Origin of the sequence: Phenylobacterium sp. (assembly GCF_016124325.1) — a bacterium.
GTDB lineage: Bacteria > Pseudomonadota > Alphaproteobacteria > Caulobacterales > Caulobacteraceae > Phenylobacterium.
Map to the genome: position 1 here is coordinate 1 of NZ_WGNY01000002.1, position 23,986 is coordinate 23,986.

Genomic DNA, 23,986 nt, shown 5'->3' on the forward strand with positions numbered 1-23,986 from the left:
GCGCGTGGTGGGGGAAGTAGGACTCGAACCTACGAAGCCATTACAGCAGCGGATTTACAGTCCGCCCCCTTTGCCACTCGGGACATTCCCCCAGCGCGCTCGGAGCCTGATCGGGAGCCGTCCTGAAGATGGCCTCCGCCACGGACGCGATGGGGCTTGAAGCGGCCGGTCTCGCGGTCCAAAAGCGGCGGCCGCCCGAGGGGGCCCCAAATCGGAGCGCGTCTTATAGTGGCCTCGCATCCCGAACGCAACGACGCCCGGAAGGGCCGTAAATTCCGCCCCGCGCCCTCGGGCAAAGGGCGCGGCGAACGCCGCCCCGCCGGGGTCGCCGACGACTGGATCTGGGGCTGGCACGCCGTCGAGGCGGCGCTGGACAATCCGCGCCGCGGGCCGCCCGTCCGGCTGCTGGCCACCGCCGAGCGCGCCCGCCAGATCGAGTCGCGGTTCGGCCGCCAGAAGGCCGTCGAGATCGCCGACGCGCACCACATCGGCCTCAGCCTGCCGCAGGGCGCGGTCCACCAGGGCGTGGCGATGCGGCCCGCGCCGCTGGACGAGGTGGAGCTCGGCGACTTCGAGGCCCGGCCGGGCGCCGTGCTGCTGATGCTGGACCAGGTGACCGATCCCCAGAACGTGGGCGCCATCCTGCGCTCGGCCGCCGCGTTCGGCGCCGTGGGCGTGGTGCTGCAGGACCGCCATGCGCCCAAGCTGGCCGGCGCGCTCGCCAAGGCCGCGGCCGGGGCGGTGGAGAAATTGCCGGTGGCCCCTGTGGTGAACCTGTCGCGGGCCCTGGACGAACTGTCCGACGCCGGCTGGCGGGCCGTGGGCCTGGCGGGCGAGGCCGAGCGATCGCTGGAGCAGGTGCTGGACGGCGCCCCGACCGTTCTGGTCATGGGCTCGGAGGGCGAAGGCCTGCGCCGGCTGGTGGCCGAGCACTGCGACGAGCTGGCGAAGATCCCGATGCCCGGCGGCTTCGAGAGCCTGAACGTCTCGGCCGCCGCCGCCATCGCGCTCTACGAGGCCGCGCGCCCGCGCACGTAGCCGGGGCGGCGCCGGAGCGCGCAACCAAACGCAACGCCTCGCAGGCCGACGGACCTACCGGCGCAACCTCCCCGCGAGGATAACCCGGCCCCAGTTCAATCGGGGGCCACGATGGCACGTGAGATCAAGACCGCGCTGGCCGCGGCGGCAGGCGCGCTGGCGCTTTGCGCGACGGCGGCAGACGCTAGCGTCCTCTACAGCAGCTATTCCTACGAGACGGGCGAGCAGGGCCTGATCGGCTACAATCCGACGACGCTTGGCGAATACGCGGCCCACACCGCGCCAGGCGATATACGAGGGCTCGCCTTCGGGGCCTGCTGCGACGCCTCGCTCAATGGCGGCGCGCTGTTCGTGACCAGGGAGACCGACCTGGGCGCCAGCGTCTCGCGCTATGACCTGGGCGAAAACTATCTCGACACCCTCAACTTCGGCCCCCCCATTGAGGCGGGCATCGTGGCCGCCGGCGGCGGGTCCGTATTCTGGTCCTACGAAGGCGTCTGGAGCGGAAGCGGATTCCACGTCGGCTGGCTGGACCCCGACTTCGGCGTCGGCCCCATCGAGATCGACATCGGCGGCAAGGCCACCGGGATGGTCTTCGGCGACGACAGCCTGTTCGTGGCCTGGGACGGAACGATCGCCGAGTACGACCTGGGCGGCAACCTGCTGGCGTCGCAGAGCTACGCCTACTCCATCGACTCGCTGGCCTACGGGAACGGGCAGCTCTTCGCGGCGGCGAACTTCTTCGGGGCCAACGGTCTCCTGGCGTTCGACCCGCAGGACCTCACCTCGTACGACATCCTCGCCAACCTGAACGGCGAAGTGAACAGCCTGGCCTTCGGCGACGGCAGCATCTACGCCGCCTTCGACCACAGCATCGGCCGGTACGACACGGCGGGCGTCGAGCTGGACAGCATCGACACGGGCCGGCGCATCAACGGCTATCTGGCGTTCTACTCCGACGCCACACAGGGCGGCGTGCCCGAGCCTTCGGCCTGGGCGCTGATGATCCTGGGCTTCGGGCTGGCCGGATCGGCGTTCCGCGCGCGCCGCAAGGCGCCCGCCTTCCAGGCTTGAGGCCCCCGGCCGGCGCGCCGGCCGCTGACATCCGCCGACGAACCTGCGACGAATGCGTCGACACGGGAGTCGGGGTGGTGGAAGGCGAGTTTCCGGCGCGGCTGCTGCTGGCGCTCAAGGCGCTGTCCTTGAGCCGCGGTCGGCTCGCATCCGAACTGGCGGTGCACAAGTCGGTGGTCAGCCGCTGGCTGAACGGGCGCCAGGCGCCCTCGGGCGAGAACCTGGCCAACCTGACCCGGCTGGTGGCCGCCCAGCGGCCCGGTTTCACGCTGCTGGACTGGGAGACGGACCTCGACACCCTGGCCGCCCGGCTGGGGGTCGCGGCCGAGCCGGCGCCCGAGGCCCTGGGCCCGCTGGCCAGCCTGCTGCCCGAGGGCGTGCTGCAGGAGGCCCGGGCGCTCACCGCCCTGCGCGGAGCGGACTACGAAGGCGTCTGGCGCACGACCCGGCCGGCGATCGGCCAGCCGGGACGGTTCATGCACGACCACGTGTTGATCCGCCGGGCCGACAACGGCCTCCTCTCGGTCCGGCTGCAGGTGGAGGACATGCAGTTCGTTGGCTGGACGCTGATGACCCAGACCCAGCTCTTCTCGTTCGCGGCCGACGCGCGGAGCGGCGTCTTCATCTTCTCGATCTACAACGCCGTGCTGCGGCATAGGGCCGAGCGCCTGGACGGCATCTCCTTGACCATCCAGCGGGTCGGCGGCGGTTCTCCGGTGGCGGGCGCGCTGCTGCTCGACCGCGTGGCCGACCTGACCGACGACCCGGAGGCCGACGAAGCCGCCTTCATGGCGCGCGGCGCCGCGAGCGGGCTCGCGCCCAAGGGCTCGATCCCGGAGGACGTCGAGACGCATCTCCTCCGCGACTTCGGGCCGTCGGCTCTCGCGCAGGGCGGCCACGCGCTGCTGACGATGCCGTTCGCCACCTCCTGGTCGCGCGGCCCCAACATCACCACCCCGGATGCGCCGGCGTCGCCGCCCCGCGCCTGCTGAAGCCGCCCGGCCCGCAACCCGACGCAACGCGACGCAGGCCGACGCGACTGGCCAGGGCCGCCGGGCGTGACATCCTTCGCCCCGGCTGAGGGGGAGTCGCGGCGGCGCGACCTGACCATCCGTCGCCGCGACGATCCAGGGTCGCCTGCTCCACCCCGAAAGGCGGGCCTGGACAATCCCCCTCAGCCCTCGCCTGCGCCTGCGGTCCAGCGGACAGTTGCAGGCCCGCGCCGCCTGCCCCATTGAGGGCCGATGGCGTTCCCCTTCCTCCCGACCGGCGCGGTCTCAGCGTTCTTCCAGGTCGTGCTGATCGACCTCGCGCTGGCGGGCGACAACGCCGTGGCGGTGGGCCTTTCCGCCGCGGGCCTGCCGCCGCAGCAGCGACGCCGCGCCATCATGCTGGGCCTGGCCTGCGCGATGGTGATGCTGATCTGCTTCGCGCTGCTCACCACCCAGCTGCTCAAGGTCGTCGGCCTGCTGTTCGCCGGCGGCCTGCTGCTGCTCTGGGTCTGCTGGAAGATGTGGCGCGAGCTGCGCGAACAGGGCCGCGAGGAGGCCGCCGTCGGCGAGGCGGCGCTCGAGGAGGCCACCGGCGTCGAGATCGGCGCCTCGCCCCGCCAGAAGGCCAAGGCCAAGACCATGGGCCAGGCCATGCTGCAGATCCTGGTGGCCGACCTCACCATGTCGCTGGACAACGTGCTGGCGGTGGCCGGCGCGGCGCGCCAGCACCCCAGCGTGCTGATCGCCGGCCTGCTGCTGTCGATCACCCTGATGGGCGTGGCGGCCAGCTGGATCGCCCGCCTGCTGCACCGGTTCCGCTGGCTGGGATACCTCGGCCTCGCCATCGTGCTGTGGGTGGCGATGAACATGATCTGGGACGGCGCGCGCGAGGCGGCGATCGATCTGGGCCGGGTCGACGACTACAACCGCCTGGCGCCCGCCGCGCTGGAGATCACCCCGGCCGAGCAGGCGGAGCACAACGCCCGTCGCTGAACCTGTTGCGCGCGCGCGCGCAGCACGCCATTTGAGCGCGATGTTGGAAGGCCTGATCGCCGCCGGCGCCGCCTCGGCGCTCGTCCAAGTCCTGCTGATCGACCTGGTGCTGGCCGGCGACAACGCCGTGGCCGTGGGCCTGGCCGCCGCCGGACTGCCGCCCGAGCAGCGCCGCAAGGCGATCCTGCTCGGCATGGCCGTGGCCGTGATCGCCCGCATCGGCTTCGCGCTGATCACCACCCAGCTGCTGGACGTGCTGGGCCTGCTGCTGGCCGGCGGGGTGCTGCTGCTCTGGGTCTGCTGGAAGATGTGGCGCGACCTGCGCGAGCATGCCCAGGAGCCGGCGCTGGCGGGCGACGGGGCCGCGCCGCCGCCACGCGCGCCCAAGAGCTTCGGCCGGGCGCTCGCCACCATCGCCATCGCCGACATCTCGATGTCGCTGGACAATGTGCTGGCGGTGGCCGGCGCGGCCCGCGAGCACCCCGGCGTCCTGGTCGCCGGCCTGCTGATCTCGATCGCCCTCATGGGCGCGGCCGCCCACGCCATCGCCCGCCTGCTCGACCGCCACCGCTGGCTGGGCTACCTCGGCCTCGCCATCGTCGCCTATGTGGCGCTGCACATGATCTGGGAAGGCCACCGCGAGCTGGTGGTCGATTTGGGCCGGGGCCCCGCCTACAACGCCGTGATGCCCGCCGCGCTGGACCTGACGCCCCGGGAACTGGCCGGCGGCGGCTAGGCCGGCTCGGCCGCCGCCTCGGATCCGCCGAAGCGCTCGCGCCATTCGGCCGCCTGGACCTCTTCGACCTTGCGGAACAGCACCTCGGGCGCGGCGATCGGCCGGCCCGGCGGCAGCGCCGACAACGGCCCCCTGCCCTGCTCCAGCGACGGCCAGCGGCCCGGGAACGGCTCGCCCAGGGCCACGGCGATCTTCTCGGCGGCGAAGGGGATGAAGGGCTCGGAGACCTTGGCGAACAGGGCCGCCAGGTTCAGGCCGTAGCGCACGACCACGGCGGCGCGGTCGCGATCCGTCTTGATCGCCGTCCAGGGCGCGGCCTCGGTGAGGTACTGGTTGCCCAGCACCCAGAGCTGGCGCAGCGCCGTGGTCGACTTGCGGAACTCGCGGTCCTCCAGGCAGCCGGTCAGCTCGCGCAGCTTCATCAGCACGTCGGCCTCGAGCTGGACCTCGCGCTCGCCCGGCTCGCCGCCCTCGGGCACGACGCCCTCGAACCGGCTCTCGGCGAACTTGCAGATGCGGTTGACGAAATTGCCCAGCACGTCGGCCAGGTCGGCGTTCACCTGGTCGCGGAACTGCTCCCAGGTGAAGGTGGCGTCCGAGCTTTCCGGGGTGTTCGCCACGATCCACCATCGCCAGTAGTCGGCGGGCAGCAGCTCCAGCGCCTGGTCCATGAAGACGCCGCGCTTCTTCGAGGTGGAGAACTTCCCGCCGTAGTAGTCGAGCCAGTTGAAGCCCTTGAGGTTGTCGACCAGCTTCCACGGCGTGTTGCTGGCGACCGACCAGCGCCCCTCGGCGTCGCGGCGCTCGTTGACGCCCATCAGCGTGCAGGGGAAGCCCACGGTGTGGAAGGGCACGTTGTCCTTCCCCATGAACTCCACATAGGTCACGTCGGCGGCGGCGGGCATGCGCCACCAGCGTTCCCAGTCCGCCTCGGGCGCGGGGCCGGTCCCCGCCTCGGCCGCGCGGGCGTCGGCCCATTCCCAGGTGGCGCCGATGTACTCGATGGGCGCGTCGAACCAGACGTAGAAGACCTTGCCCGCCAGCCCCGCGATATCGGGGAGCTTGCCGTCGGGATTGGGGCCCCAGTCCATGGCGTTGACGGGCACGCCCCACTCGAGGTCGCGGGTGATGCCGCGGTCCTGCAGGCCCTCGTCCAGCCACTTGAGCGCGATCGAGGTGACGAGGTGCGGCCAGGCCCCGCGCTTGTCCTCGATCCAGGTGCGAAGGCGCTCGGCGAACGCGCTCTGGCGCAGGAAGAGATGCTTGGAGTCGCGGATCTCGATCTCGGTCGAGCCGGAGAGCGCCGAGCGCGGATGCAGCAGGTCGGCCGGGTCGAGCACCCGCGTGCAGTTCTCGCACTGGTCGCCGCGGGCGGCCTCGTAGCCGCAGTGGGGGCACGTGCCGATCACGTAGCGGTCAGGCAGGAAGCGCTTGTCCGCCAGCGAATAGACTTGCTGGGTGACCCGCTCCTCGATGAAGCCGGCTTCCCAGAGCTGCTGGGCGAAGCGCTGGGTCAGGCGGTGGTTCTGGGGCGAGGACGAGCGGCCGAAGTGATCCCACGACATGCCGAAGGCGCGTCCGGTGGCGTACAGCTTCTCGTGCGCCTGGGCGCAGAAGTCGGCCACGGGCAGCCCGGCCTCGGCGGCCGCCAGCTCGGCCGGCGTGCCGTGTTCGTCGGCGGCGCAGATGTAGAGCGTCTCGCGCCCCCGCGAGCGCTGGAACCGCGCGTAGACGTCGGCCGGCAGCATGGAGCCCGCGAGGTTCCCCAAGTGCTTCGCGCCGGCGGCGTACGGCAGGGCCGAGGTGATGAGGATGCGGGACATGGGATGTTGCGGAAAACGTCTGGCGCCGGGCGGAGAGAAGCGCGGCTTATAGGCCGCCCGCGGCGTTCGCCAAAGCGCGTGTTTTCAGGAAAAGCTCGCAATGCGTGGTGAGGGGGTCAAACTCGCCCCACGGGGAGAGGGCGGCGGCCCGTGAGTCGCTAGCAGAAGAACGTCGCCCGGAACGGGAGGATCGAAATGCTGAAACACGCCATTCCCATTGCGGCCGCGCTTGCGGGCTGCCTGGCGCTGGCCGCGTGCGGGGACAAGCCCGCCGCCAAGGACGAGGCCGCCGCCGCGCCCGAGAAGTCGTACGGCCGTCCGATGCAGATGTATCAGGGCCAGGGCAAGGTGGAGTCGATCCAGTCGGCCAGCGTCGCGCCCGACAAGGACGGCGGCGTGATGCTGAAGGCGTCGGCCACGGTGGCCGGCGAAGGCTACAAGAACGCCGCGTTCCTGCCCTACGTCTACGCCGCCAGCCCGCCCGACGGGATCTACGAGGTGGATGTGGTGGCCGATGCGCCGGCCACGCCGGGCGCGGCGACGCCGACGCCGGTCGAGGTCTCCGGCGCGTGGGACAAGTACACGGACGGCCGGGTCAAGGGGATCAAGTTCATCTCCAAGACCAACAACGTCGTCGCCATGCTTCCGGCCGCCGCTGGCGCGGCTCCGGACCAGAAGTAGCCGAGGGGCGCCGGGCCGCCTCCGGGCGGCCTGGCGTCGGCTCAGCCCAGCGGCCCCTTGAAGACGAACCACGCGCCGAGCGCGATGAACCCGAAGCCGACCGCGTGGTTCAGCGTCAGCCGCTCCCCCAGATAGGTCACCGAGAAGACCGCGAAGACCGAGAGGGTGATCACCTCCTGCATCGCCTTGAGCTCGGCCGGGTCGTAGACCAGCCGGCCGATGCGGTTCGCCGGGACGGCCAGCCAGTACTCGAAGAAGGCGATGCTCCAGCTCGCCAGGACGATGATCCAGAGCGGCCGGTGCTCGATCTTGAGGTGGCCGTACCACGCGAACGTCATGAACACGTTCGAGGCGATCAGCATCAGGACGGGAGCGATCGCGGTCCAGGCGGTGGGCATCGTGATTTCGCGCTTAACGGGGAGGAGATGCGACCTATAACGTGCGCCGCGAAGATGGGGGATCGGGCATGAAGGCATGGCTTCCCGGCCTGGGGATGATGGCGGCTCTGGCGCTGGCGGCATGCAGCCCCGGCGGCGGCGGCAAGGCCACGGATCCGGGCGAACTGCGAATCTACAACTGGTCGGACTACATCGACCCGGCCCTGCTGACCCAGTTCACCAAGGAGACCGGGATCAAGGTCACCTACGACACCTTCGATTCGAACGAGGTGCTGGAGACCAAGGTGCTGCAGGGCGGCACGGGCTACGACATCGTCGTCCCCTCGAACCACAACATCCCCCGCTACATCACGGCCGGCGCGATCCAACCGCTGGACAAGACCCAGCTTCCCGGCCTCGACAAGCTGGCGCCCGACGTGCTGGCGCACATGCAGCCATTCGATCCGGGCGAGAAATACAGCGTGCCCTACATGCAGGGCACCGTGGGCATCGGCTACAATGTGAACGCCGTGGCCAAGCGGCTGCCCGGCGTGAAGGTGGATAGCTGGGCGATCGTCTTCGACCCCAAGAACCTGGCCAAGCTGAAGGACTGCGGCGTTTACTTCCTCGACGCCTCGGAGGACATGTTCGCGATCACGCTGAACGACCTGGGCAAGGACCCGAACTCGACCAACCTGGCCGACTACGACGAGGCCACGGACTTCCTGCTGAAGGCCCGGCCCTATGTGAGGAAGTTCCACTCGTCGGAATACATCGACGCGCTGGCCAACGGCGATATCTGCGTCGCCATCGGCTATTCGGGCGACGTGCTGCAGGCCAAGGCCCGCGCCGAGGAGGCCAAGAACGGCGTCGACATCGCCTATGTCATCCCCAAGGAAGGCAGCCAGGTCTGGTTTGACGTCTTCACGATCCCGAAGGACGCGCCGAACCCGGCGGCGGCCCACAAGTTCCTGGCCTTCATGCTGCGCCCCGAGGTGATCGCCCAGGCGTCGAACTACACCGAGTACGCCAACGCCAACGCCGCGGCGACGCCGCTGGTGGACGAGGAGATCCGCGACAACCCCAACGCCTATCCGACGCCGGAACTCTCCAAGCGCCTGTTCGTGACCACCACCAAGGACCAGGACCTGCTGCGCGAGGTGAACCGGCGGTGGACCAAGGTTCTGACCGGGCATTGAGCGGGCGTCCGCAGCTCGGCGCCGTCCGCGAGGCCTTCGCGCCGTGGGAGGATCCCGCGGTGCGGCCGCTCGTGCGCTTCGAAGGCGTCGGCAAGTCGTTCGGCGACACCGCCGCGGTGCGGGGCGTGGACCTCTCGATCTACGAGGGCGAGTTCTTCGCCCTGCTCGGCCCTTCCGGCTGCGGCAAGACCACCCTGATGCGCCTGCTGGCCGGGTTCGAGACGCCGGACGCCGGACGCGTGCTGCTGGGCGACCGCGACATCGGCGCCGACCCGCCGCACCGGCGGCCCGTCCACATGATGTTCCAGGCCTATGCGCTGTTCCCGCATCTCACCGTGGCCCAGAACATCGCGTTCGGGCTGAAGCGCCAGGGCGTGCCCAGGGCCGAGATCGGGCCGCGGGTCGAGGAGATGCTCTCGCTGGTCAAGCTGGAGGGCCTGGGCCGGCGCCGGCCGGACCAGCTCTCGGGCGGCCAGCGGCAGCGCGTGGCCCTGGCCCGGGCGCTCGCGCCCAGGCCGCGCATCCTCCTGCTCGACGAGCCGATGGCGGCGCTGGACCGCAAGCTGCGCGAGGAGACCCAGTTCGAGCTGATGGCCATCCAGCAGCGGCTGAACCTGACCTTCATGATCGTCACCCACGACCAGGACGAGGCCATGGTGGTCGCCGACCGGATCGCGGTGATGCGCGCCGGCGAGATCGTTCAGGTGGGCCGCCCAACCGAGGTCTACGAGGCGCCGGCCGATCGCTACGTGGCCGGCTTCATCGGCGACGTGAACCTGTTCGAGGGCCGGGTGACGGCGGCGGGCGGCGGCCGGGTGCGGCTGGCGAGCGACGACGGCGCGTTCGACGCCGAGGGCGAAGCCGCCGTGGGCGACAAGGCCTGGCTGGCCGTGCGGCCGGAGAAGATCGCCGTCCATACCGAGCCGCCCGTCGGCGGAGACGGGAACGTCATCGCCGGTAGGATCGTGGACTACGGCTACCTGGGCGACTGGACGACCTATGTGGTCGAAGCCTCGCCGGGGCGCACGCTGCGCGCCGCGCGCGCCAACGCCACCCGCCTCGTGGATCGTCCCCTGGGCGTCGGCGACCCGGTCTGGCTGACCTTCGCGCCTTCCAGCGCCGTGGTGCTGACCACGTGAGGCGCAGCCGCACAGGCCTCGCCGCCGTCGTCCCCCTGCTGTGGCTGGCGGTCTTCTTCGCCTTCCCCTTCATGCTGGTCGCCAAGCTGTCGCTGTCCGACACCGCCCTGGCGATCCCGCCGTACGCACCGCGCATCGACTGGAGCCGGGGGCTGGAGGGCGTGCGGACCTTCCTTCAGGGCCTCGACCTGGAGACCTACGCCCGGCTGGGCCGCGACCGCCTTTACCTCGACGCCTATCTCTCCAGCCTGAGGCTGGCCGGGGTCGCCACGGGCCTGCTGCTGCTGATCGGCTATCCGATCGCCTACGGGATCAGCCGCTGTCCGCCCAAGGCGCGCCAGGCGCTGGTGATGGCGGTGATCCTGCCGTTCTGGACCAGCTTCCTGATCCGCATCTACGCCTGGATCGCGATCCTGAAGCCGGCCGGGGTGCTGAACGCGGCGCTGGGCGCGCTGGGCCTGCCGGCGGTGGATATCCTCAATACCGAGACCGCCGTGCTGCTGGGGCTGGTCTACGCCTATCTGCCGTTCATGGTGCTGCCGCTCTACGCGGTGCTGGACCGCCAGGACGAGAGCCTGATCGAGGCGGCGCAGGACCTGGGCGCGACCCCGCTGTCGGCGTTCTGGCGCGTCACCTTCCCGCTCTCGCTGTCCGGGGCGGCGGCCGGCGCCCTGCTCTGCTTCATCCCCATGGCCGGCGAGTTCGTGATCCCCGACCTGCTGGGCGGTTCGGAGACCCTGATGCTGGGCCGGGTGATCTGGACCGAGTTCTTCGCCAACCGCGACTGGCCGGCGGCCTCGGCGGTGGCCATCGTGCTGCTCGCGACCCTGGTGATCCCGATCCTGCTGTTCGAGCGCCAGCAGCGGAAGGTGCTGGCGTGAGGCGCGGGCCGTCGGCGTTCAACCTGGCCTCGATCGTCCTGGGGCTGGCGTTCCTCTACGCGCCGATCGTCATCCTGGTGGCCTATTCGTTCAACGCGAGCCGGCTGGTCACCGTGTGGGGCGGCTTCTCGACGCGCTGGTACGTCGCGCTCCTCCACGACCGCCAGATGCTGGACGCCGTCTGGGTGACGCTGCGGGTCGGGATCCTGTCGGCGACGGCGGCCACGCTCGTGGGCCTGCTGGCCGCCGTGGCGCTGGTGCGCGGCGGGACCGGGCCGCGGCGCACGGCGCTGGCGGGCGGCGTCTACGCCACCCTGGTGATGCCGGAAGTGATCCTGGGCCTGTCCCTGCTGCTGCTGTTCGTGGCGGCGGGCCTGCCGCGGGGCTTCTGGACCGTGACGGCCAGCCACGCGACCCTGACGCTGGCCTATACGACCGTGGCCATCCAGGCGCGGCTGGCCAGCTTCGACCGCAGCCTGGAGGAAGCCGCCCAGGATCTGGGTTGCCCGCCGTGGAAGGCCTTCGCGCTCGTCACCCTGCCGGTGATCGCGCCCGCCGTGGCGGCGGCGTGGATGCTGGCCTTCACACTGTCGCTGGACGACCTGGTGATCGCGAGCTTCACGTCCGGTCCGGGCGCCACGACGCTGCCGATGCGGCTCTACAGCCAGGTGCGGCTGGGCGTGGACCCCAAGATCAACGCCGTCTCGACCCTGTTGATCGGGCTGGTCGCCACGGGCGTGATCGCGGCCTATCTGATCCAGCAGCGCCGCGCGCGGGTTCCCGCGGAGTAGCGCCACGGACGATCCGGCCGGCGGCAATGTGACCCATCGCGCCGCCATCCCGGACCGTCCGCAGCCAACGTCGGTAGACGTCTGGAGCCGGGCCCGCCCCCGCAAGCCCGACCGCCGGAAGACGCCGTGTCCCGTCTCGGCACGCACTTCCGACTTGCATCAGGATTGCAGCAAGGGCCGTGCAAGCTTCGCGATTGGTCGCCGGCTAGAGCGGCGCGATACGGTCGAACCAGGGCCGCGCCTTCTCCAGCTGGCCGGCGAGGCGGAAAAGCGTGGCCTCGTCGCCCGTGGGGGTCACGAACTGGATGCCGATGGGCAGGCCCGAGGCGCTCCAGGCCAGCGGCACGCTCATGGCCGGCTGGCCTGAATTGTTGAAGGCCTGGGTGTTGGGCATGTAGGCGAACAGCCGCTCCACGACCTTGGCCGGGTCCTCGAACAGCCAGCCGATCGGGATCGCCGGCTGGCCGAGGGTGGCGCACAGGAAGACGTCGTAGCGCTCGAACAGCGAGGCGGCCGCGCGGCCATAGGCGTGGATGGTCTGGACCGCGCGCACATAGTCCGAGCCCAGGGTCTGCTTGCCGCGCTGGTAGACGTCGAGGGTGCCGGCCTCCAGTTCGCCCGGCTGCAGGGGCCGGCCGCGGCGGTCGGCCTCGGCCTCGACGTTGGCGGCGATGCTGGCCCAGATGGCGGTGCGCGCGGCGGCCTGCATGGCGGCGTGGTCGCCCGGAAGGTCCGCCTCCTCGACCGTATGGCCCAGGCTCTCGCAGAGCCGCGCGGCCTCGCGCACGGCCTCGGCCACCTCAGGGTCGATCTTCGCGCCCGGGGTCAGGGCCTTGTCGGAGAAGGCGATGCGCAGCTTGCCCGGATCGCGCCCGGCCTCCTCCAGGAACGGCCGCTCGGGCGGCGCCAGGAAATAGGGGTCGCCGGGCTGCGGCGCGCAGACCGCGTCCAGCAGCGCGGCGCTGTCGCGCACCGAGCGCGTGACCGCATGCTGGATCGAGGCGCCGGCCCACCCCTCGCCCGCCGGCGAGAACGACACGCGCCCGCGCGACGGCTTCATGCCGAAGAGGCCGCAGCAGGCCGCCGGGATGCGGATCGAGCCGCCGCCGTCGCTGGCGTGGGCGGCCGGGACGATCCCCGCCGAAACCGCCGCCGAGGCGCCGCCGGACGAGCCGCCGGGCGTGCGCGACAGGTCCCAGGGATTGCGGGCGGGGCCCAACAGGTCGGGCTCGGTGACCGGCCACAGGCCGAACTCGGGCGTGTTGGTCTTGCCGAAGATGTTGAGGCCGGCGGCCTTGTAGAGCCGGGTGATCGCGCTGTCGGCGGCCGGGACGACCTCGGCGAACATCTTCGAGCCGTAGGTGGTGGGCACGCCGCCGTAGGCCGCGCCGAGGTCCTTGAGCAGATAGGGCGCGCCGGCCAGTGGGCCGCTTCCGGCGGGCGGATTGGCGCGCGCGAGGTCGCTCATGTCGCGGGTGACCGCGTTGATCTTCGGATTGACCTCGGCCATCCGGGCCAGCGCCGTGTTGAGCAGCTCCCCGGGCGTGACCGCCTTCTTCGCCACCAGCTCCGCCAATCCGATGGCGTCGTGGGCGCGGTACTCGTCGAAGCGCATGTCGGTCACCCTCCCCTGGACATTTTCCCGACCATAGCGCGCGCGGGGCGCTGGTCCATGCGCCAAGTGACGGGTGATAATGCAGGAGCGAAGGCTGGTGCCGGATGCAGGACTCGAACCCGCGACCTTCGGTTTACAAAACCGCTGCTCTACCAGCTGAGCTAATCCGGCCCGCCCGAAGCGGTGAGCCGCTTATGGGGGCTCGCGCCATCGGCGCCAAGGGGCTCGGTGCGCGCCGGCTGCATTCGCGCTAAGGCCTCGGCATGCAGATCTTCATCGACGCCGACGCGTGCCCCGTGAAGGACGAGACCTACAAGGTGGCCGCCCGCTACGGCCTGACGACGTGGGTGGTCTCGAATTCGTTCATCCAGATCCCGGCGTCGCCGGCGATCAAGCGCATGATCGTCGACGCCGGGCCCGACGTGGCCGACGACTGGATCGCGGGGGAGGTCCGGCCCGGCGACATCGTGGTGACCAACGACATCCCCCTGGCCGACCGGGTGCTGAAGGCGGGCGGCGCGGCGATCGCGCCCAATGGACGGGCGTTCACCGCGGATTCGATCGGGTCGGCGCTGGCCCAGCGCGCGATCATGGAGCACATCCGCTCGACCGGCGAGATCACCGGTGGGCCGAGGGCTTTCGCGGCGGCCGACCGGTCCCGTTTCCTGCAGGCCCTGGACCTGACGGTGAACCGTGAAAAGCGGCGCCTGGGATAGAGGTTTCCGCCCCGCGCGCGGGGCCTCTTGCATCGGACGGCGCCGGCGCTAGCTTGCCGCCGCATTTTTCACCGGAGATCCTCATGCGTCTGGGACCGATCGTCGCCGCCACAGCCCTCGCCATGTTCGCCGCGGCCTGCAGCAAGTCCGAGACAACGACCTCCGGCGAGTCGGAAACCGCCCCGGCGCCGACCGCGGCGGCCGCGCCGAGCGACGAGGAGGCCCAGAAGCTGCTGGCGAGCCTGCCCGCGCCCTACAACACGGCCGACCTGTCGAACGGCAAGTCGAAGTTCGCGCTCTGCCAGTCGTGCCACACCCTGCCGGAAGGCGGCGCCAACATGACCGGGCCGAACCTCTGGCGCATCGTCGGCGCCGAGGCCGGGGAAGGCCGCAACGGCTTCAAGTTCTCGGAGGCGCTGGAGGAGTCCCACATCACCTGGACCCCCGACAAGCTCGACACCTGGATCACCAAGCCCCAGGACATGGTGCCGGGCACGAAGATGTCGTTCGTGGGCCTGAAGGACGCCAAGGACCGGACCGACGTGATCGCCTATGTGATGGTCAAGACCGGCTACAAGCCCCAGTAGCTCCTCGCGCGATGAGCGCAATATTTCGTACGTCTTCAACCTTGACGCGCAGAAGAACCGGCGGCATGGTGGGGTCGTCGACTTAGAGCATCTGTCTGGATCGACACCCCAATCCGAATGGCGGCGCCCCCGTCGCCGGCCGGGCCCAGGGGACCTGACACCCCCCCTTTTTGCAGGCTCCCTGGCGCCGGCCCTCTCGAGGGTCGGCGCAGTGGCGGCGGCTATTCCGCGGCGTTGGCGACCCGCGCCCGCTCGGCGTCCTCGAACGCCTCGATGCGGCGGGCCGTGGCCATGGGCGACTTCGTGAACCGCGCCAGCAGGTTGTAGAACACCGGCACGACGAACAGCGTGACCATGGTGGCGAAGATGGCCCCGAAGAAGATGGTCACGCCGATGGTCTTGCGCGCCTCGCCGCCCGCGCCGCCCCACAGGATCAGCGGGATCGCGCCGGCCGCCGCCGAGATCGAGGTCATGATGATCGGCCGCAGGCGCAGCGACGCGCTCTCGATCACCGCCTCGCGGACCGTGAGCCCCTCGTCGCGCAGCTGGTTGGCGAACTCCACGATCAGGATGCCGTTCTTGGCCGCGATGCCGACGAGGATGATCAGGCCGATCTGGCTGTAGGTGTTTACCGACGAGTCGGCGATCAGCAGGCCGAAGAGCCCGCCCACCGCCGCCACGGGCACGGTCAGCATGATGACGGCCGGGTGGATCCAGCTCTCGAACTGGGCGGCCAGCACCAGGAAGACGAGCAGCAGCGCCATGCCGAACGCCAGGCCCACCGAGCCCGAGGCCTCCAGGTAGTCGCGCGCGCCGCCGCCCCATTTCAGCGACATGCCGCCGGGCTGCTTGCCCGCCTCGGCTTTGAAGAAGTCGATGGCCTCGCCCATGCTGTAGCCGGGGTTGAGCTGGGTGGTGAGCGTCACCGAGCGCAGGCGGTCGATCCGCGGCCGGTCGGGCGTGTCGCCCCGCACCTTGCTGGTCACCAGCGAGGCCAGCGGCACGGGCTCGCCGGAGGCCGAACGGACGTAGAGGTTATTGAGGTCCTGCTGGGTCTCGCGCTGCGAGCGCTCGGCCTGGAGCAGGACGTCGTATTCCTGGCCGTTGCGGATGTAGGTGGTCACCCGGCGCGATCCGAACATGGTCTCCAGCGCCCGGCCGACCTGCTGGGCCGACACCCCGAGGGCCGCGGCCTTGTCCCGGTCGACCTGCACGGCGACCCGCGGGCTGGTGGGCTCGTAGTCGAGGCGCGGCCGCCCCAGGCCGGGATTGGCCTCGGCCGCGCGCAGCAGCGGCTCCATGCGCCGCGCGATCTCCGGATAGTCCGACCCGGTGCCGATGACCTGGAGGCTCGACCCGCCGCCGCCGCCGGGCCCGCCGCGCTGCAGGCCGCCCTCGGAGGTCGCGATCGCCCGCACCGCGGTGACCGATGACATCTCCCGGTTCAGCTTGGCCGCGAGTTCGGGCGACGAGGTCGTGGCCTTGTCCGACATCATCGCGGCGCCGCCGCCGCTGTTGAACGAACTGGAGCCGCCGAAACGCGGCATTGCCATGACGTACCGGTCCAGGGTGCCGTCGCGGACGTGGCGCATCAGGATGTTCTCGACCTTCTGCACGGCGGCGTGGGTGTAGTCGAAGCCGGCGCCTTCCGGCCCCACCACCATGATCGAGACGCGGCGGCGATCCTCGTCGGGCGTCAGTTCGCGCGGGAGCACGCTGAAGACGCCATAGGCCGCCAGCGCCAGCAGGCTGACCAGGGCGAAGGCCGCGACCGAGACGAAGCGCCGCCCCAGAAGCCCCTCGAGCGAGGCGTGATAGGAACTGCGCAGGCGGTGAACGGCGCCGTCGACGAAGCGCGCGACCACGCCCGAGCCCTTGGCCGGACGCAGCAGCTGCGACGCCAGCATCGGCGAGAACGAGAGCGCCAGGAGCGCGGAGAAGGCGACCGCGGCCGCCACCGACACCGCCAGCTCGACGAACAGCCGGCCGATGAACCCGGGCAGGAACATCAGCGGCGCAAAGACCGAGATCAGCACGACCGTGGTCGCCACCACGGCGAAGAACACCTGACGCGCCCCGCGCTGGGCGGCGACCACGGGCGGCTCGCCCTCGTCGATCCGTCGCTGGATGTTCTCGACCACCACGATGGCGTCGTCGACGACGAGGCCGATGGCGAGCACCAGGGCCAGGAGGGTGAGCAGGTTGATCGAGAAGCCCAGCGGGGCCAGGACGATGAAGGTCGACAGGATGCAGATCGGCGCCACGATCGAGGGGATGAGCGCCGCGCGCCAGGTGCCCAGGAACAGGAAGTTCACCAGGGCCACGCAGGCCAGCGAGATGCCCATGGTGACCCACACCTCGTGGATCGCCTCGCGGGTGAACAGGGTGTAGTCGGTCGCCACCTCCAGCTTGGAGCCCTTGGGCAGGCCTGCGTTGATCTCCTTCGCCGCGGCGCGGACGCCATCCGAGATTTCCAGGTCGTTGGCCTGGCTCTGGCGGAAGATGGCGATGCCGACCTGGTCGCGATTGTTGGATCGGAACAGGCGCCGCGGCTCGCTGGGTCCCTCCTCCACGCGCGCGATGTCGCCCAGCCGGACGATGTAGTCCTGGCCGGTGGCGGCCGTGGCGACGGTGCGCGTGGCGCCCTGGGCCGCGCCCGCCCCGGCGGCGGCTCCGCCGAGGGCCGCCGAGGCGGCGGCCGTGCTGGGGCTGCGGCTGGGCACGACCGGCAGCCGGGCGAACTGGGCGGGCGTGGAATAGCCGCGCGCGACGCGGATGGTGAAATCCTTGGTCGGCGCTTCCAGCGAACCGGCCGGCAGCTCGGCGTTCTGGGTGTTCAGCGCGGTCTCGACGTCCTCCACGGTGATGCCGTGGGCGGCCATGGCGTCGGGATCGAGCCAGATGCGCATGGAATAGAGCTGTTCCCCGCCGACGCCGACGTTGGCGACGCCTGGGACCGTGGACAGCCGCTCGACCAGGTAGCGCTCGGCGTAGTCGGAGAGCTCGAGCCGGTTCATCGTCGAGGACGTGAAGCTCAGGTACATGATCGGCGAGGAGTCCGCCGTGGCCTTGCGGATCTGCGGCGGATCGGCCTGATCGGGCAGCGAGGCGGCCACGCGGCTGACCGCGTCGCGGATATCGTTGGCGGCGGCGTCGAGGTCGCGGCTCAGCTTGAACGAGATGCTGATGCGGGACGAGCCGTCGCGGGACGACGAATTGATCCGGTCGATGCCCTCGATGCCGGCCACCTGGCGCTCGATCACCTCGGTGATCCGCTCCTCGATCACCTCGGCCGAGGCGCCGCGATAGTCGGTGGAGATCGACACCACGGGCGGATCGACGCTGGGCAGCTCGCGCACCGTCAGCGACTTGAAGGCCGCGAAGCCCACGACGCAGAGGATGATCGCCGCCACCGCCGCGAAGACGGGCCGGCGGACCGAGATGTCGGAGAGCATCATGCGCCGGGCCGCGGCCGGGCCGGCTGCGCTCCCTTGGCCGCGCCGGCGCCGCCCGCCTGGGCGATCCGCACCGGCTGGCCGGGCTGGACCTTGTTGAGGCCGTCGGCGACCAGCCGGTCGCCCGGCCGGACCCCGTCGAGGATCTCGACATAGCCCTGCTGGCGGACGCCGGTCACGACCGGCCGCTGCTCGGCCATCGTCATCTGGCCCCGCTTTTCGAGGACGAACACATAGGCCGCGTCGCCCTCCACCGAGATCGCCGTCTCAGGCGCGCTGGGGCTGCTGCGCTGGCCGCGCGAGACGCCGACGCGCATGAGCATCCCGGGCTTCAGCCGACCGCCGGCGTTGGAGAACTCGGCGCGCGCGGTGATCGCGCGGGTCCGCTCGTCCACCCGCGTATCCAGCCGCGCGATCCGGCCGGAGATCGTTTCGCCGGGATAGGCGTCGGCGGTGGCCAGGATCGTCTGACCCTCGTGCAGTTGGGCCAGGTACCGCTCGGGCACCTGGAAATCGACGCGGATCAGCGAGACGTCGTCGAGGGTCACGATCGGGGCGCCGGGATTGACCAGCGCGCCGGGCGCCACGTCGGAGAGTCCCACCACGCCCGCGAAGGGGGCGCGGATGACGCGGTCGGCCTGACGGGCGCGCGCGGCCGCCACGTCGGCCTCGGCCGAGCGCCAGGCGGCTTCGTACTGGTCCACGGCGGCCTTCGAGGCCCACCCCTGTTCGCCCAGGGCCTTGTAGCGTTCGAAGGCGCGCTTGGCCTCGACCAGCCGGGCCTCGGCCTGGGCGGTCGCGGCGTCCTGCTCGGTGTCCTTCAGCTCCACCAGCACGGCGCCCTTCGGCACATGCTGGCCGTCCGAGAAGCGGACGCGCTGGACCAGCTGGGTGGCGGCCGCGGTCAGGGTGACCGACTGACGGCCCTTGGCGACGCCCAGCGCCTCGATGGTGTCCTGGAACGGCCGCGACTGCACCACCGCGACGGAGACGAGCGTCGGCCCGCCGCCCATGCCCCCGCGGCCGCCAGGACGGCCGCCCCCGGACTTGCCGGGCGGGGCGCCCGCCGCGGCCGGACCGGCCGCGCCGCCGGCGTCGCCGCGCTTCGATAGGATCTTGAAGCCGCCGACCAGCACCATGACGATCAGCACCGCCACGGCTGCGACCAGGAAGAAATGTCGTCGGATCAAGCTGTGGGGCTCCGTCGCCCGCGTTCAAGCCGGGCGTTCGTCTGGCGGTTCTGTGGCAAGCGCGAGGCGCTCGTTGGTCGGGCTGCATATACCCGGCCGGATGACACCAGAATGGCTATGCATTTCGGCGCTGAAACGTGTCGCCGGAAAGCCACGCCCGCGCCCGCCCCAAGCGCGCGGGCGCCCAAACTAGAGGCGACCCCTGCTCAGGCGTCGTATCCGGGAAGCTCCCGGTCCAGCTTCCGCAGGCATCCCGGCCAGGCCAGGCCGCCGCCGATTCCCCGCCCGGTCTGGTTCTTCACCTCGCGGATCGAGGCGCTCGGAGCCATCAGCACGCCGTCGCGTCCCGCCGAGAGGGCCATGACCTGCTGCTTGCAGGCCCGCTCCAGGAAGAACATCCCGACCCAGCATTCCGCGGCCGTCTCGCCCACCGAGAGCGTGCCGTGATTTCTAAGCAGCATCAGGGATTTGTCGCCGATGTCGGCCACCAGCCGCGCGCGCTCGTCGAGGTTGAGGGCGATGCCCTCGTAGTCGTGGTAGGCCAGGTGAGGCAGGACGACCAGCGCATGCTGCGACAGGGGCAGCAGGCCCTCCTTCTGCGCCGCCACGGCCACGCCCTGGTCGCTGTGCAGGTGCATGACGAACTTGGCGTCTTCCCGGGCGTCGTGGATCGCCGAGTGGATCGTGAAGCCCGCCGGATTGATGAAGTAGGGCGTTTCCTGGAGGACGTTGCCCTCCAGGTCGATCTTCACCAGCGACGAGGCCGTGATCTCATCGAAGAGCAGGCCGTACGGATTGATCAGGAAATGGTGTTCCGGCCCGGGGATGCGGGCGGAGATGTGGGTGTAGATCAGGTCGTCCCAGTCATACAGCGCCACCAGCCGGTAGAGCGCCGCCAGATCGACCCGCGCCTGCCACTCCTCGGGGCTCACCTTATCCTTGAGCGACACGACGCCCGCGACCGACCCGTCCGCCATGGCGGCCTCCCCTTGCTGGTTATCGCCGTTAAGAGTCGCGCCCCGGAGCGGGGGCGTCAAGCGCATCGACGGCGCCGAGGATCCGATCGGCCGCGGCCTCCTGGCTGGCGGCGTCGAGGCCAGGGAGCGGGATCGTGCGCAGCGGCGGGCGGCCGTGCTTCTTGCGGGCGCGCAGGTAGGCCGGGTCGTAGTGCAGCGCCATGACCGCGCCCACCAGGGTCTCGAAGTCACCGGCGTCGGCCAGGGCCCGCCACCCGGCGATCCGCTCGCGGCTGGGATGGACGGGCAGCCGCCCGAACGCGTCCTCGAGGCGGGCGCGGTCGCCGATCAGGTCGCCGTAGGCCTGGACGAGGTAGCGCGCGCGGTCGGTCGCCTGGGCCTGCAACTCGATTCGCTGAGCCTCGGCCAGGCGGGTCCACAGCGCGGGCGGAAGCATGCGGTCGCCGATCTTGCTGGACTCGGCCTCGGCGATCACCGGACGCGCGGGATCGAGGGCGTCCAGCGCGGCGAGCAGGCGGCTCTCAAACAGCTTCTGGCTCGGCTGTGGCCGCCCGGGGATGGCGCCGAACAGCGAACCGCGGTGGGCCGCCAGGTCCTCCAGATCGAGCGTCTGGGCCCCGCGCGTCGCCAGCCGGGCCAGGATCTCGGTCTTGGCCGAGCCGGTCTCGCCGTCCAGCAGCACGAAGCGATGCGGGAGCCGGCCGTCGTAGAGCCGGGCGGTGACGTGGCGGCGGTAGGTGCGATAGCCGCCCGACAGCACGGTGGTGCGCCATCCCACTTGAGACAGGATCGTGGCCATGGCGTTGGACCGCATGCCGCCGCGCCAGCAGTAGACCAGCGGGGCGAAGCCGCCCGGCCGGTCGGCCAGGGCGGTCTGGAGGTGATGGGCCACATTGCGGGCGACGTAGGCCGCCCCGATCCGCCGGGCCTTGAAGCGGCTCTCCTGCACGTAGATCGTCCCGACCTCCGCCCGCTCCTCGTTGGAGAGCACCGGCAGGTTCGTCGCGCCCGGGACGTGATCCTCGGCGAACTCGCCCGGGCTGCGCACGTCGATGAGCATGTCGAAGCGCGAAAGGGCTTCGGCCGAGACGTCTTCGGTGACTTGCAGCGCCATGGCGGTGCTATAGCCCGGTTCTTTCCGATGGAGAGCCCATGGCGGAGACGGTTCGACTGACCTCGCTGGCCCACGGCGGCGGCTGCGGCTGCAAGCTGGCGCCGGCGGTGCTGCGAGACATCATGGCCCGGATGCCGGCCGCCGCGGCGTTTCCCGACCTCATGGTCGGCACGGAGTCGTCCGACGATGCGGCGGTCTGGCGGCTGAACGACGCCCAGGCCCTGGTGGCCACCACCGACTTCTTCATGCCCGTGGTGGACGATCCTTTCGACTTCGGCCGGATCGCAGCCACGAACGCGCTGTCCGACGTCTACGCCATGGGCGGAACCCCGATCCTGGCGCTGGCGATCGTCGGCATGCCGGTCGCCAAGCTGGAACCCGACGTCATCGGCCGGATTCTCGCGGGCGGCGCCTCGGTCTGCGCGGCGGCGGGCGTTCCCGTCGCCGGCGGCCATTCCATCGACAGCGTCGAGCCGATCTACGGCCTCGTGGCGCTGGGCCTCGTGCATCCGGACCGGGTGCTGACCAACCGGGGCGGCCAGGCCGGCGACGTCCTGATCCTGAGCAAGCCTCTGGGCGTGGGCGTGCTCAGCGCGGCCTTCAAGCAGGAGAAGCTGGACGCGGCGGGCTACGACGCCATGATCGCCGCGACCACCCAGCTGAACGTGCTGGGCCGCGAACTGCCGGGCGTCGCGGGCGTCCACGCCGTGACCGACGTGACCGGCTTCGGCCTGATCGGCCACGCCCTGGAGATGGCCGAGGGCGCGGGCCTCGCCGCCGAGATCCGCGCCGATGCGCCGGCCCTGCTGCCGGGCGTGGAGGCGTTCCTCCGGAGCGGCGTGCGCACGGGCGCCTCGGGACGGAACTGGGCGAGCTACGGCGACCGGGTGCGCGAGCCTTCGGACTTCCCGGATTGGCGGCGCGACCTGCTGACCGATCCGCAGACCAGCGGCGGCCTGCTGATCGCCGCCGCGCCCGAGGCGGCCGAGGCGGTGCTGGCGGCCGCGCGCGGCCTGGGCTTCCGCGAAGCCGCGGTCGTCGGCCGGCTCGCAGCCCTGGAGCCGGGACAGGCGCCCGAAGTTCGGCTCGCCTAGGCCGTCGTCCGCACGCGCGGCACGGCGTCGAGCCAGCGGCTGTAGGCGCGCTCGCGGGCCTCGGACGACATCTTCGGCGGATAGGCTTCGGTCTTCGGCCGGGCGGCGGCGGCCTGCTCGACATCGCGGTAGACGCCGGCGCCCAGCCCGGCGAACAGCGCCGCGCCCAGGGCGGTGGTCTCCTGGTAGATCGCGCGGCTGACGGCGACGCCGGTGAGGTCGGCCAGGCGCTGGCTGAACCAGGCGCTCCGCGACATGCCGCCGTCGATGCGCAGCTCCACGTCGCCGCGGAACGCCTCGGGCGCGTCGGCCCGCATGGCCTCGACGAGGTCGCGGGTCTGCAGGGCGCAGGCGTCGAAGGCCGCCCGGGCGATCTCGGCGCGGCCGGCGTCGCGGGTCAGGCCGAAGACGGCGCCGCGCGCGCCGGGGTCCCACCACGGCGCGCCCAGGCCGGTGAAGGCCGGCACCAGCACCACCCCCAGATCGTCTCGCGCCCCGGCCGCCAGGGCCTCGGCGGCCTGCGGACCGCCCTCGATCCCCAGCCCTTCGCCCAGCCACTGGATCGCCGCCCCGGCGATGAAGATCGCGCCCTCCAGCGCATAGGTGGTCCGCCCGCCGACCTGGGCCGCTACCGTGGTCAGCAGGCGGGCCTCGGAGACCGGCGCCGCCTCCCCCGTGTTGATCAGCATGAAACAGCCGGTGCCGTAGGTGGCCTTCATCTCGCCCGGCCGCACGCAGCCCTGGCCCATCAGCGCCGCCTGCTGGTCGCCGGCCACGCCGCGGATGGGGATGGCGTGGCCGAGCACCGCCGGATCGGTCTCGCCGAAATCGCCGGCGCAGTCGCGGACCTCGGGCATCATGGCGAGCGGCACGGAGAGCATCGCGCTCATCTCCGGCGACCAGGCCGCCGCGCGGATGTCGTACAGCAGGGTGCGCGAGGCGTTGGTCGCATCGGTGGCGTGGACCCGCCCGCCCGTGAGCTTCCAGATCACCCACGCATCTATGGTGCCGGCCAGCAGCTCGCCGGCCTCGGCCGCGGCCCGCGCGCCGGCCACGTTGTCGAGCAGCCAGGCCAGCTTGGTCCCGGAGAAGTAGGGATCGAGCAGGAGGCCGGTGATCGCGGTCACCCGCGGTTCGAGGTCGGCGGCCCGGAGCCTGGCGCACAGCGGCTCGGTGCGGCGGTCCTGCCAGACGATGGCCTTGTGGATCGGCCGGCCGGTGGCCTTTTCCCAGACCACCACCGTCTCGCGCTGGTTGGTGATCCCGATCGCGGTGACGTCGGACAGCTCGCGGCCCGCCTTGGCGATGGCCTCCTTCAGGACAGCGACCGAGGCGGCGAAGATCTCCTCGGCGTCGTGCTCCACCCAGCCGTCGGCGGGATAATGCTGGGCGAGCGGCCGCCCGGCCTCGGCCAGGGCCTGGCCGTCGGCCGTGAACAGGATCGCGCGGGTGCTGGTCGTACCCTGATCCAGGGCCAGAATCAGCGGATCGGCCATGGTGTCCTCGTTCCTCCC

Annotated in this window: 21 protein-coding genes and 2 tRNA genes; 13 read left to right on the top strand and 10 right to left on the bottom strand. The window is 71.2% G+C overall.

Features of this window, described 5'->3' with window-relative positions; genetic code table 11:
- Positions 1-5 precede the first annotated feature (5 nt).
- A tRNA-Tyr gene (locus tag GC203_RS00345) sits at positions 6-92 on the bottom strand.
- Positions 93-228: 136 nt separating this feature from the next.
- On the opposite strand from GC203_RS00345, the gene rlmB reads away from it, so the two are divergent.
- The 5 genes from rlmB (at position 229) to GC203_RS00370 (ending at position 4,833) form a co-directional block, all read left to right on the top strand.
- Positions 229-1,038: a 23S rRNA (guanosine(2251)-2'-O)-methyltransferase RlmB gene (gene rlmB / locus GC203_RS00350; protein WP_293450163.1), complete on the top strand. Its 810-nt coding sequence runs from the start codon at positions 229-231 to the stop codon at positions 1,036-1,038.
- Positions 1,039-1,149: 111 nt separating this feature from the next.
- Entirely contained in the window at positions 1,150-2,112 is a 963-nt protein-coding gene (locus tag GC203_RS00355) for a PEPxxWA-CTERM sorting domain-containing protein (protein ID WP_293450165.1), read from the top strand.
- A 77-nt stretch (positions 2,113-2,189) separates the two neighbouring features.
- Entirely contained in the window at positions 2,190-3,104 is a 915-nt protein-coding gene (locus GC203_RS00360; protein WP_293450167.1) for a helix-turn-helix domain-containing protein, read from the top strand.
- Between the two features lie 252 nt (positions 3,105-3,356).
- On the top strand, positions 3,357-4,097 hold the full coding sequence (locus GC203_RS00365; protein ID WP_293450169.1) for a TerC family protein: 741 nt from the start codon (positions 3,357-3,359) through the stop codon (positions 4,095-4,097).
- Positions 4,098-4,137: 40 nt separating this feature from the next.
- A complete protein-coding gene (locus GC203_RS00370; protein ID WP_293450171.1) occupies positions 4,138-4,833 on the top strand; it encodes a YjbE family putative metal transport protein in 696 nt (231 codons plus the stop codon).
- On the opposite strand, the gene metG is transcribed toward GC203_RS00370, so the two are convergent.
- Positions 4,830-6,656, bottom strand: a complete 1,827-nt coding sequence (gene metG, locus GC203_RS00375) for a methionine--tRNA ligase (RefSeq protein WP_293450173.1) — start codon at positions 6,654-6,656, stop codon at positions 4,830-4,832. The genes GC203_RS00370 and metG overlap by 4 nt on opposite strands.
- A gap of 195 nt (positions 6,657-6,851) precedes the next feature.
- Here metG and GC203_RS00380 point away from each other — a divergent pair, with 195 nt between their 5' ends.
- Positions 6,852-7,337, top strand: coding sequence for a hypothetical protein (locus tag GC203_RS00380; protein WP_293450175.1), 486 nt, complete (start codon positions 6,852-6,854; stop codon positions 7,335-7,337).
- Between the two features lie 41 nt (positions 7,338-7,378).
- Here the strand turns inward: GC203_RS00380 and GC203_RS00385 are convergent, their stop codons facing one another.
- Positions 7,379-7,735 carry a DMT family protein gene (locus tag GC203_RS00385; protein ID WP_293450177.1) on the bottom strand — a complete coding sequence of 119 codons (357 nt, stop codon included), beginning with the start codon at positions 7,733-7,735 and terminating at the stop codon, positions 7,379-7,381.
- 68 nt (positions 7,736-7,803) lie between these two features.
- Between GC203_RS00385 and GC203_RS00390 the strand changes: the two genes are divergently transcribed.
- From GC203_RS00390 to GC203_RS00405, 4 genes are read left to right on the top strand one after another with little or no spacing between them, the layout of a single operon-like run.
- Positions 7,804-8,913, top strand: coding sequence for a polyamine ABC transporter substrate-binding protein (locus GC203_RS00390; protein ID WP_293450179.1), 1,110 nt, complete (start codon positions 7,804-7,806; stop codon positions 8,911-8,913).
- Positions 8,910-10,052: an ABC transporter ATP-binding protein gene (locus GC203_RS00395; protein WP_293450181.1), complete on the top strand. Its 1,143-nt coding sequence runs from the start codon at positions 8,910-8,912 to the stop codon at positions 10,050-10,052. Before GC203_RS00390 ends, GC203_RS00395 begins: the two co-directional genes overlap by 4 nt.
- Positions 10,049-10,933, top strand: a complete 885-nt coding sequence (locus GC203_RS00400; protein WP_293450183.1) for an ABC transporter permease subunit — start codon at positions 10,049-10,051, stop codon at positions 10,931-10,933. Before GC203_RS00395 ends, GC203_RS00400 begins: the two co-directional genes overlap by 4 nt.
- The gene (locus GC203_RS00405) at positions 10,930-11,724 is read left to right on the top strand and encodes an ABC transporter permease (RefSeq protein ID WP_293450185.1); all 795 of its coding nucleotides are present in this window, start codon (positions 10,930-10,932) and stop codon (positions 11,722-11,724) included. Before GC203_RS00400 ends, GC203_RS00405 begins: the two co-directional genes overlap by 4 nt.
- Positions 11,725-11,929: 205 nt before the next feature.
- Here the strand turns inward: GC203_RS00405 and GC203_RS00410 are convergent, their stop codons facing one another.
- Positions 11,930-13,339: an amidase gene (locus GC203_RS00410; RefSeq protein WP_293450326.1), complete on the bottom strand. Its 1,410-nt coding sequence runs from the start codon at positions 13,337-13,339 to the stop codon at positions 11,930-11,932.
- Positions 13,340-13,434: 95 nt separating this feature from the next.
- Positions 13,435-13,510, bottom strand: a tRNA-Thr gene (locus tag GC203_RS00415).
- A gap of 92 nt (positions 13,511-13,602) precedes the next feature.
- Between GC203_RS00415 and GC203_RS00420 the strand changes: the two genes are divergently transcribed.
- Both GC203_RS00420 and GC203_RS00425 read left to right on the top strand, forming a co-directional pair.
- Positions 13,603-14,055, top strand: coding sequence for a YaiI/YqxD family protein (locus tag GC203_RS00420; RefSeq protein WP_293450187.1), 453 nt, complete (start codon positions 13,603-13,605; stop codon positions 14,053-14,055).
- A gap of 83 nt (positions 14,056-14,138) precedes the next feature.
- Positions 14,139-14,642, top strand: coding sequence for a cytochrome c family protein (locus GC203_RS00425; RefSeq protein ID WP_293450189.1), 504 nt, complete (start codon positions 14,139-14,141; stop codon positions 14,640-14,642).
- A 221-nt stretch (positions 14,643-14,863) separates the two neighbouring features.
- Here the strand turns inward: GC203_RS00425 and GC203_RS00430 are convergent, their stop codons facing one another.
- From GC203_RS00430 to mnmH, 4 genes are all read right to left on the bottom strand, one after another.
- Positions 14,864-18,097, bottom strand: coding sequence for an efflux RND transporter permease subunit (locus GC203_RS00430; protein ID WP_293450328.1), 3,234 nt, complete (start codon positions 18,095-18,097; stop codon positions 14,864-14,866).
- Entirely contained in the window at positions 18,097-19,287 is a 1,191-nt protein-coding gene (locus tag GC203_RS00435; protein ID WP_293450191.1) for an efflux RND transporter periplasmic adaptor subunit, read from the bottom strand. Before GC203_RS00435 ends, GC203_RS00430 begins: the two co-directional genes overlap by 1 nt.
- Before the next feature lie 206 nt (positions 19,288-19,493).
- Positions 19,494-20,264 (bottom strand): class II aldolase/adducin family protein, encoded by a 771-nt coding sequence (locus tag GC203_RS00440; RefSeq protein WP_293450193.1) that lies wholly within the window; start codon positions 20,262-20,264, stop codon positions 19,494-19,496.
- A gap of 28 nt (positions 20,265-20,292) precedes the next feature.
- Entirely contained in the window at positions 20,293-21,378 is a 1,086-nt protein-coding gene (mnmH, locus tag GC203_RS00445) for a tRNA 2-selenouridine(34) synthase MnmH (protein WP_293450195.1), read from the bottom strand.
- A 38-nt stretch (positions 21,379-21,416) separates the two neighbouring features.
- Between mnmH and selD the strand changes: the two genes are divergently transcribed.
- Positions 21,417-22,472, top strand: a complete 1,056-nt coding sequence (gene selD / locus GC203_RS00450; RefSeq protein ID WP_293450197.1) for a selenide, water dikinase SelD — start codon at positions 21,417-21,419, stop codon at positions 22,470-22,472.
- Here selD and glpK read toward each other — a convergent pair.
- The gene (gene glpK, locus GC203_RS00455) at positions 22,469-23,968 is read right to left on the bottom strand and encodes a glycerol kinase GlpK (protein WP_293450199.1); all 1,500 of its coding nucleotides are present in this window, start codon (positions 23,966-23,968) and stop codon (positions 22,469-22,471) included. The genes selD and glpK overlap by 4 nt on opposite strands.
- Positions 23,969-23,986: the final 18 nt, after the last annotated feature.

What these genes read in the sequence shown, in the direction of transcription:
- GC203_RS00355 (WP_293450165.1), top strand. Translation starts at nt 1,150, where the DNA reads ATGGCACGTGAGATCAAGACCGCGCTGGCCGCGGCGGCAGGCGCGCTG.
- GC203_RS00365 (WP_293450169.1), top strand. Translation starts at nt 3,357, where the DNA reads ATGGCGTTCCCCTTCCTCCCGACCGGCGCGGTCTCAGCGTTCTTCCAG.
- GC203_RS00370 (WP_293450171.1), top strand. Translation starts at nt 4,138, where the DNA reads ATGTTGGAAGGCCTGATCGCCGCCGGCGCCGCCTCGGCGCTCGTCCAA.
- metG (WP_293450173.1), bottom strand. Translation starts at nt 6,656, where the DNA reads ATGTCCCGCATCCTCATCACCTCGGCCCTGCCGTACGCCGCCGGCGCG.
- GC203_RS00380 (WP_293450175.1), top strand. Translation starts at nt 6,852, where the DNA reads ATGCTGAAACACGCCATTCCCATTGCGGCCGCGCTTGCGGGCTGCCTG.
- GC203_RS00385 (WP_293450177.1), bottom strand. Translation starts at nt 7,735, where the DNA reads ATGCCCACCGCCTGGACCGCGATCGCTCCCGTCCTGATGCTGATCGCC.
- GC203_RS00390 (WP_293450179.1), top strand. Translation starts at nt 7,804, where the DNA reads ATGAAGGCATGGCTTCCCGGCCTGGGGATGATGGCGGCTCTGGCGCTG.
- GC203_RS00410 (WP_293450326.1), bottom strand. Translation starts at nt 13,339, where the DNA reads ATGCGCTTCGACGAGTACCGCGCCCACGACGCCATCGGATTGGCGGAG.
- GC203_RS00420 (WP_293450187.1), top strand. Translation starts at nt 13,603, where the DNA reads ATGCAGATCTTCATCGACGCCGACGCGTGCCCCGTGAAGGACGAGACC.
- GC203_RS00425 (WP_293450189.1), top strand. Translation starts at nt 14,139, where the DNA reads ATGCGTCTGGGACCGATCGTCGCCGCCACAGCCCTCGCCATGTTCGCC.
- GC203_RS00430 (WP_293450328.1), bottom strand. Translation starts at nt 18,097, where the DNA reads ATGCTCTCCGACATCTCGGTCCGCCGGCCCGTCTTCGCGGCGGTGGCG.
- GC203_RS00440 (WP_293450193.1), bottom strand. Translation starts at nt 20,264, where the DNA reads ATGGCGGACGGGTCGGTCGCGGGCGTCGTGTCGCTCAAGGATAAGGTG.
- mnmH (WP_293450195.1), bottom strand. Translation starts at nt 21,378, where the DNA reads ATGGCGCTGCAAGTCACCGAAGACGTCTCGGCCGAAGCCCTTTCGCGC.
- selD (WP_293450197.1), top strand. Translation starts at nt 21,417, where the DNA reads ATGGCGGAGACGGTTCGACTGACCTCGCTGGCCCACGGCGGCGGCTGC.
- glpK (WP_293450199.1), bottom strand. Translation starts at nt 23,968, where the DNA reads ATGGCCGATCCGCTGATTCTGGCCCTGGATCAGGGTACGACCAGCACC.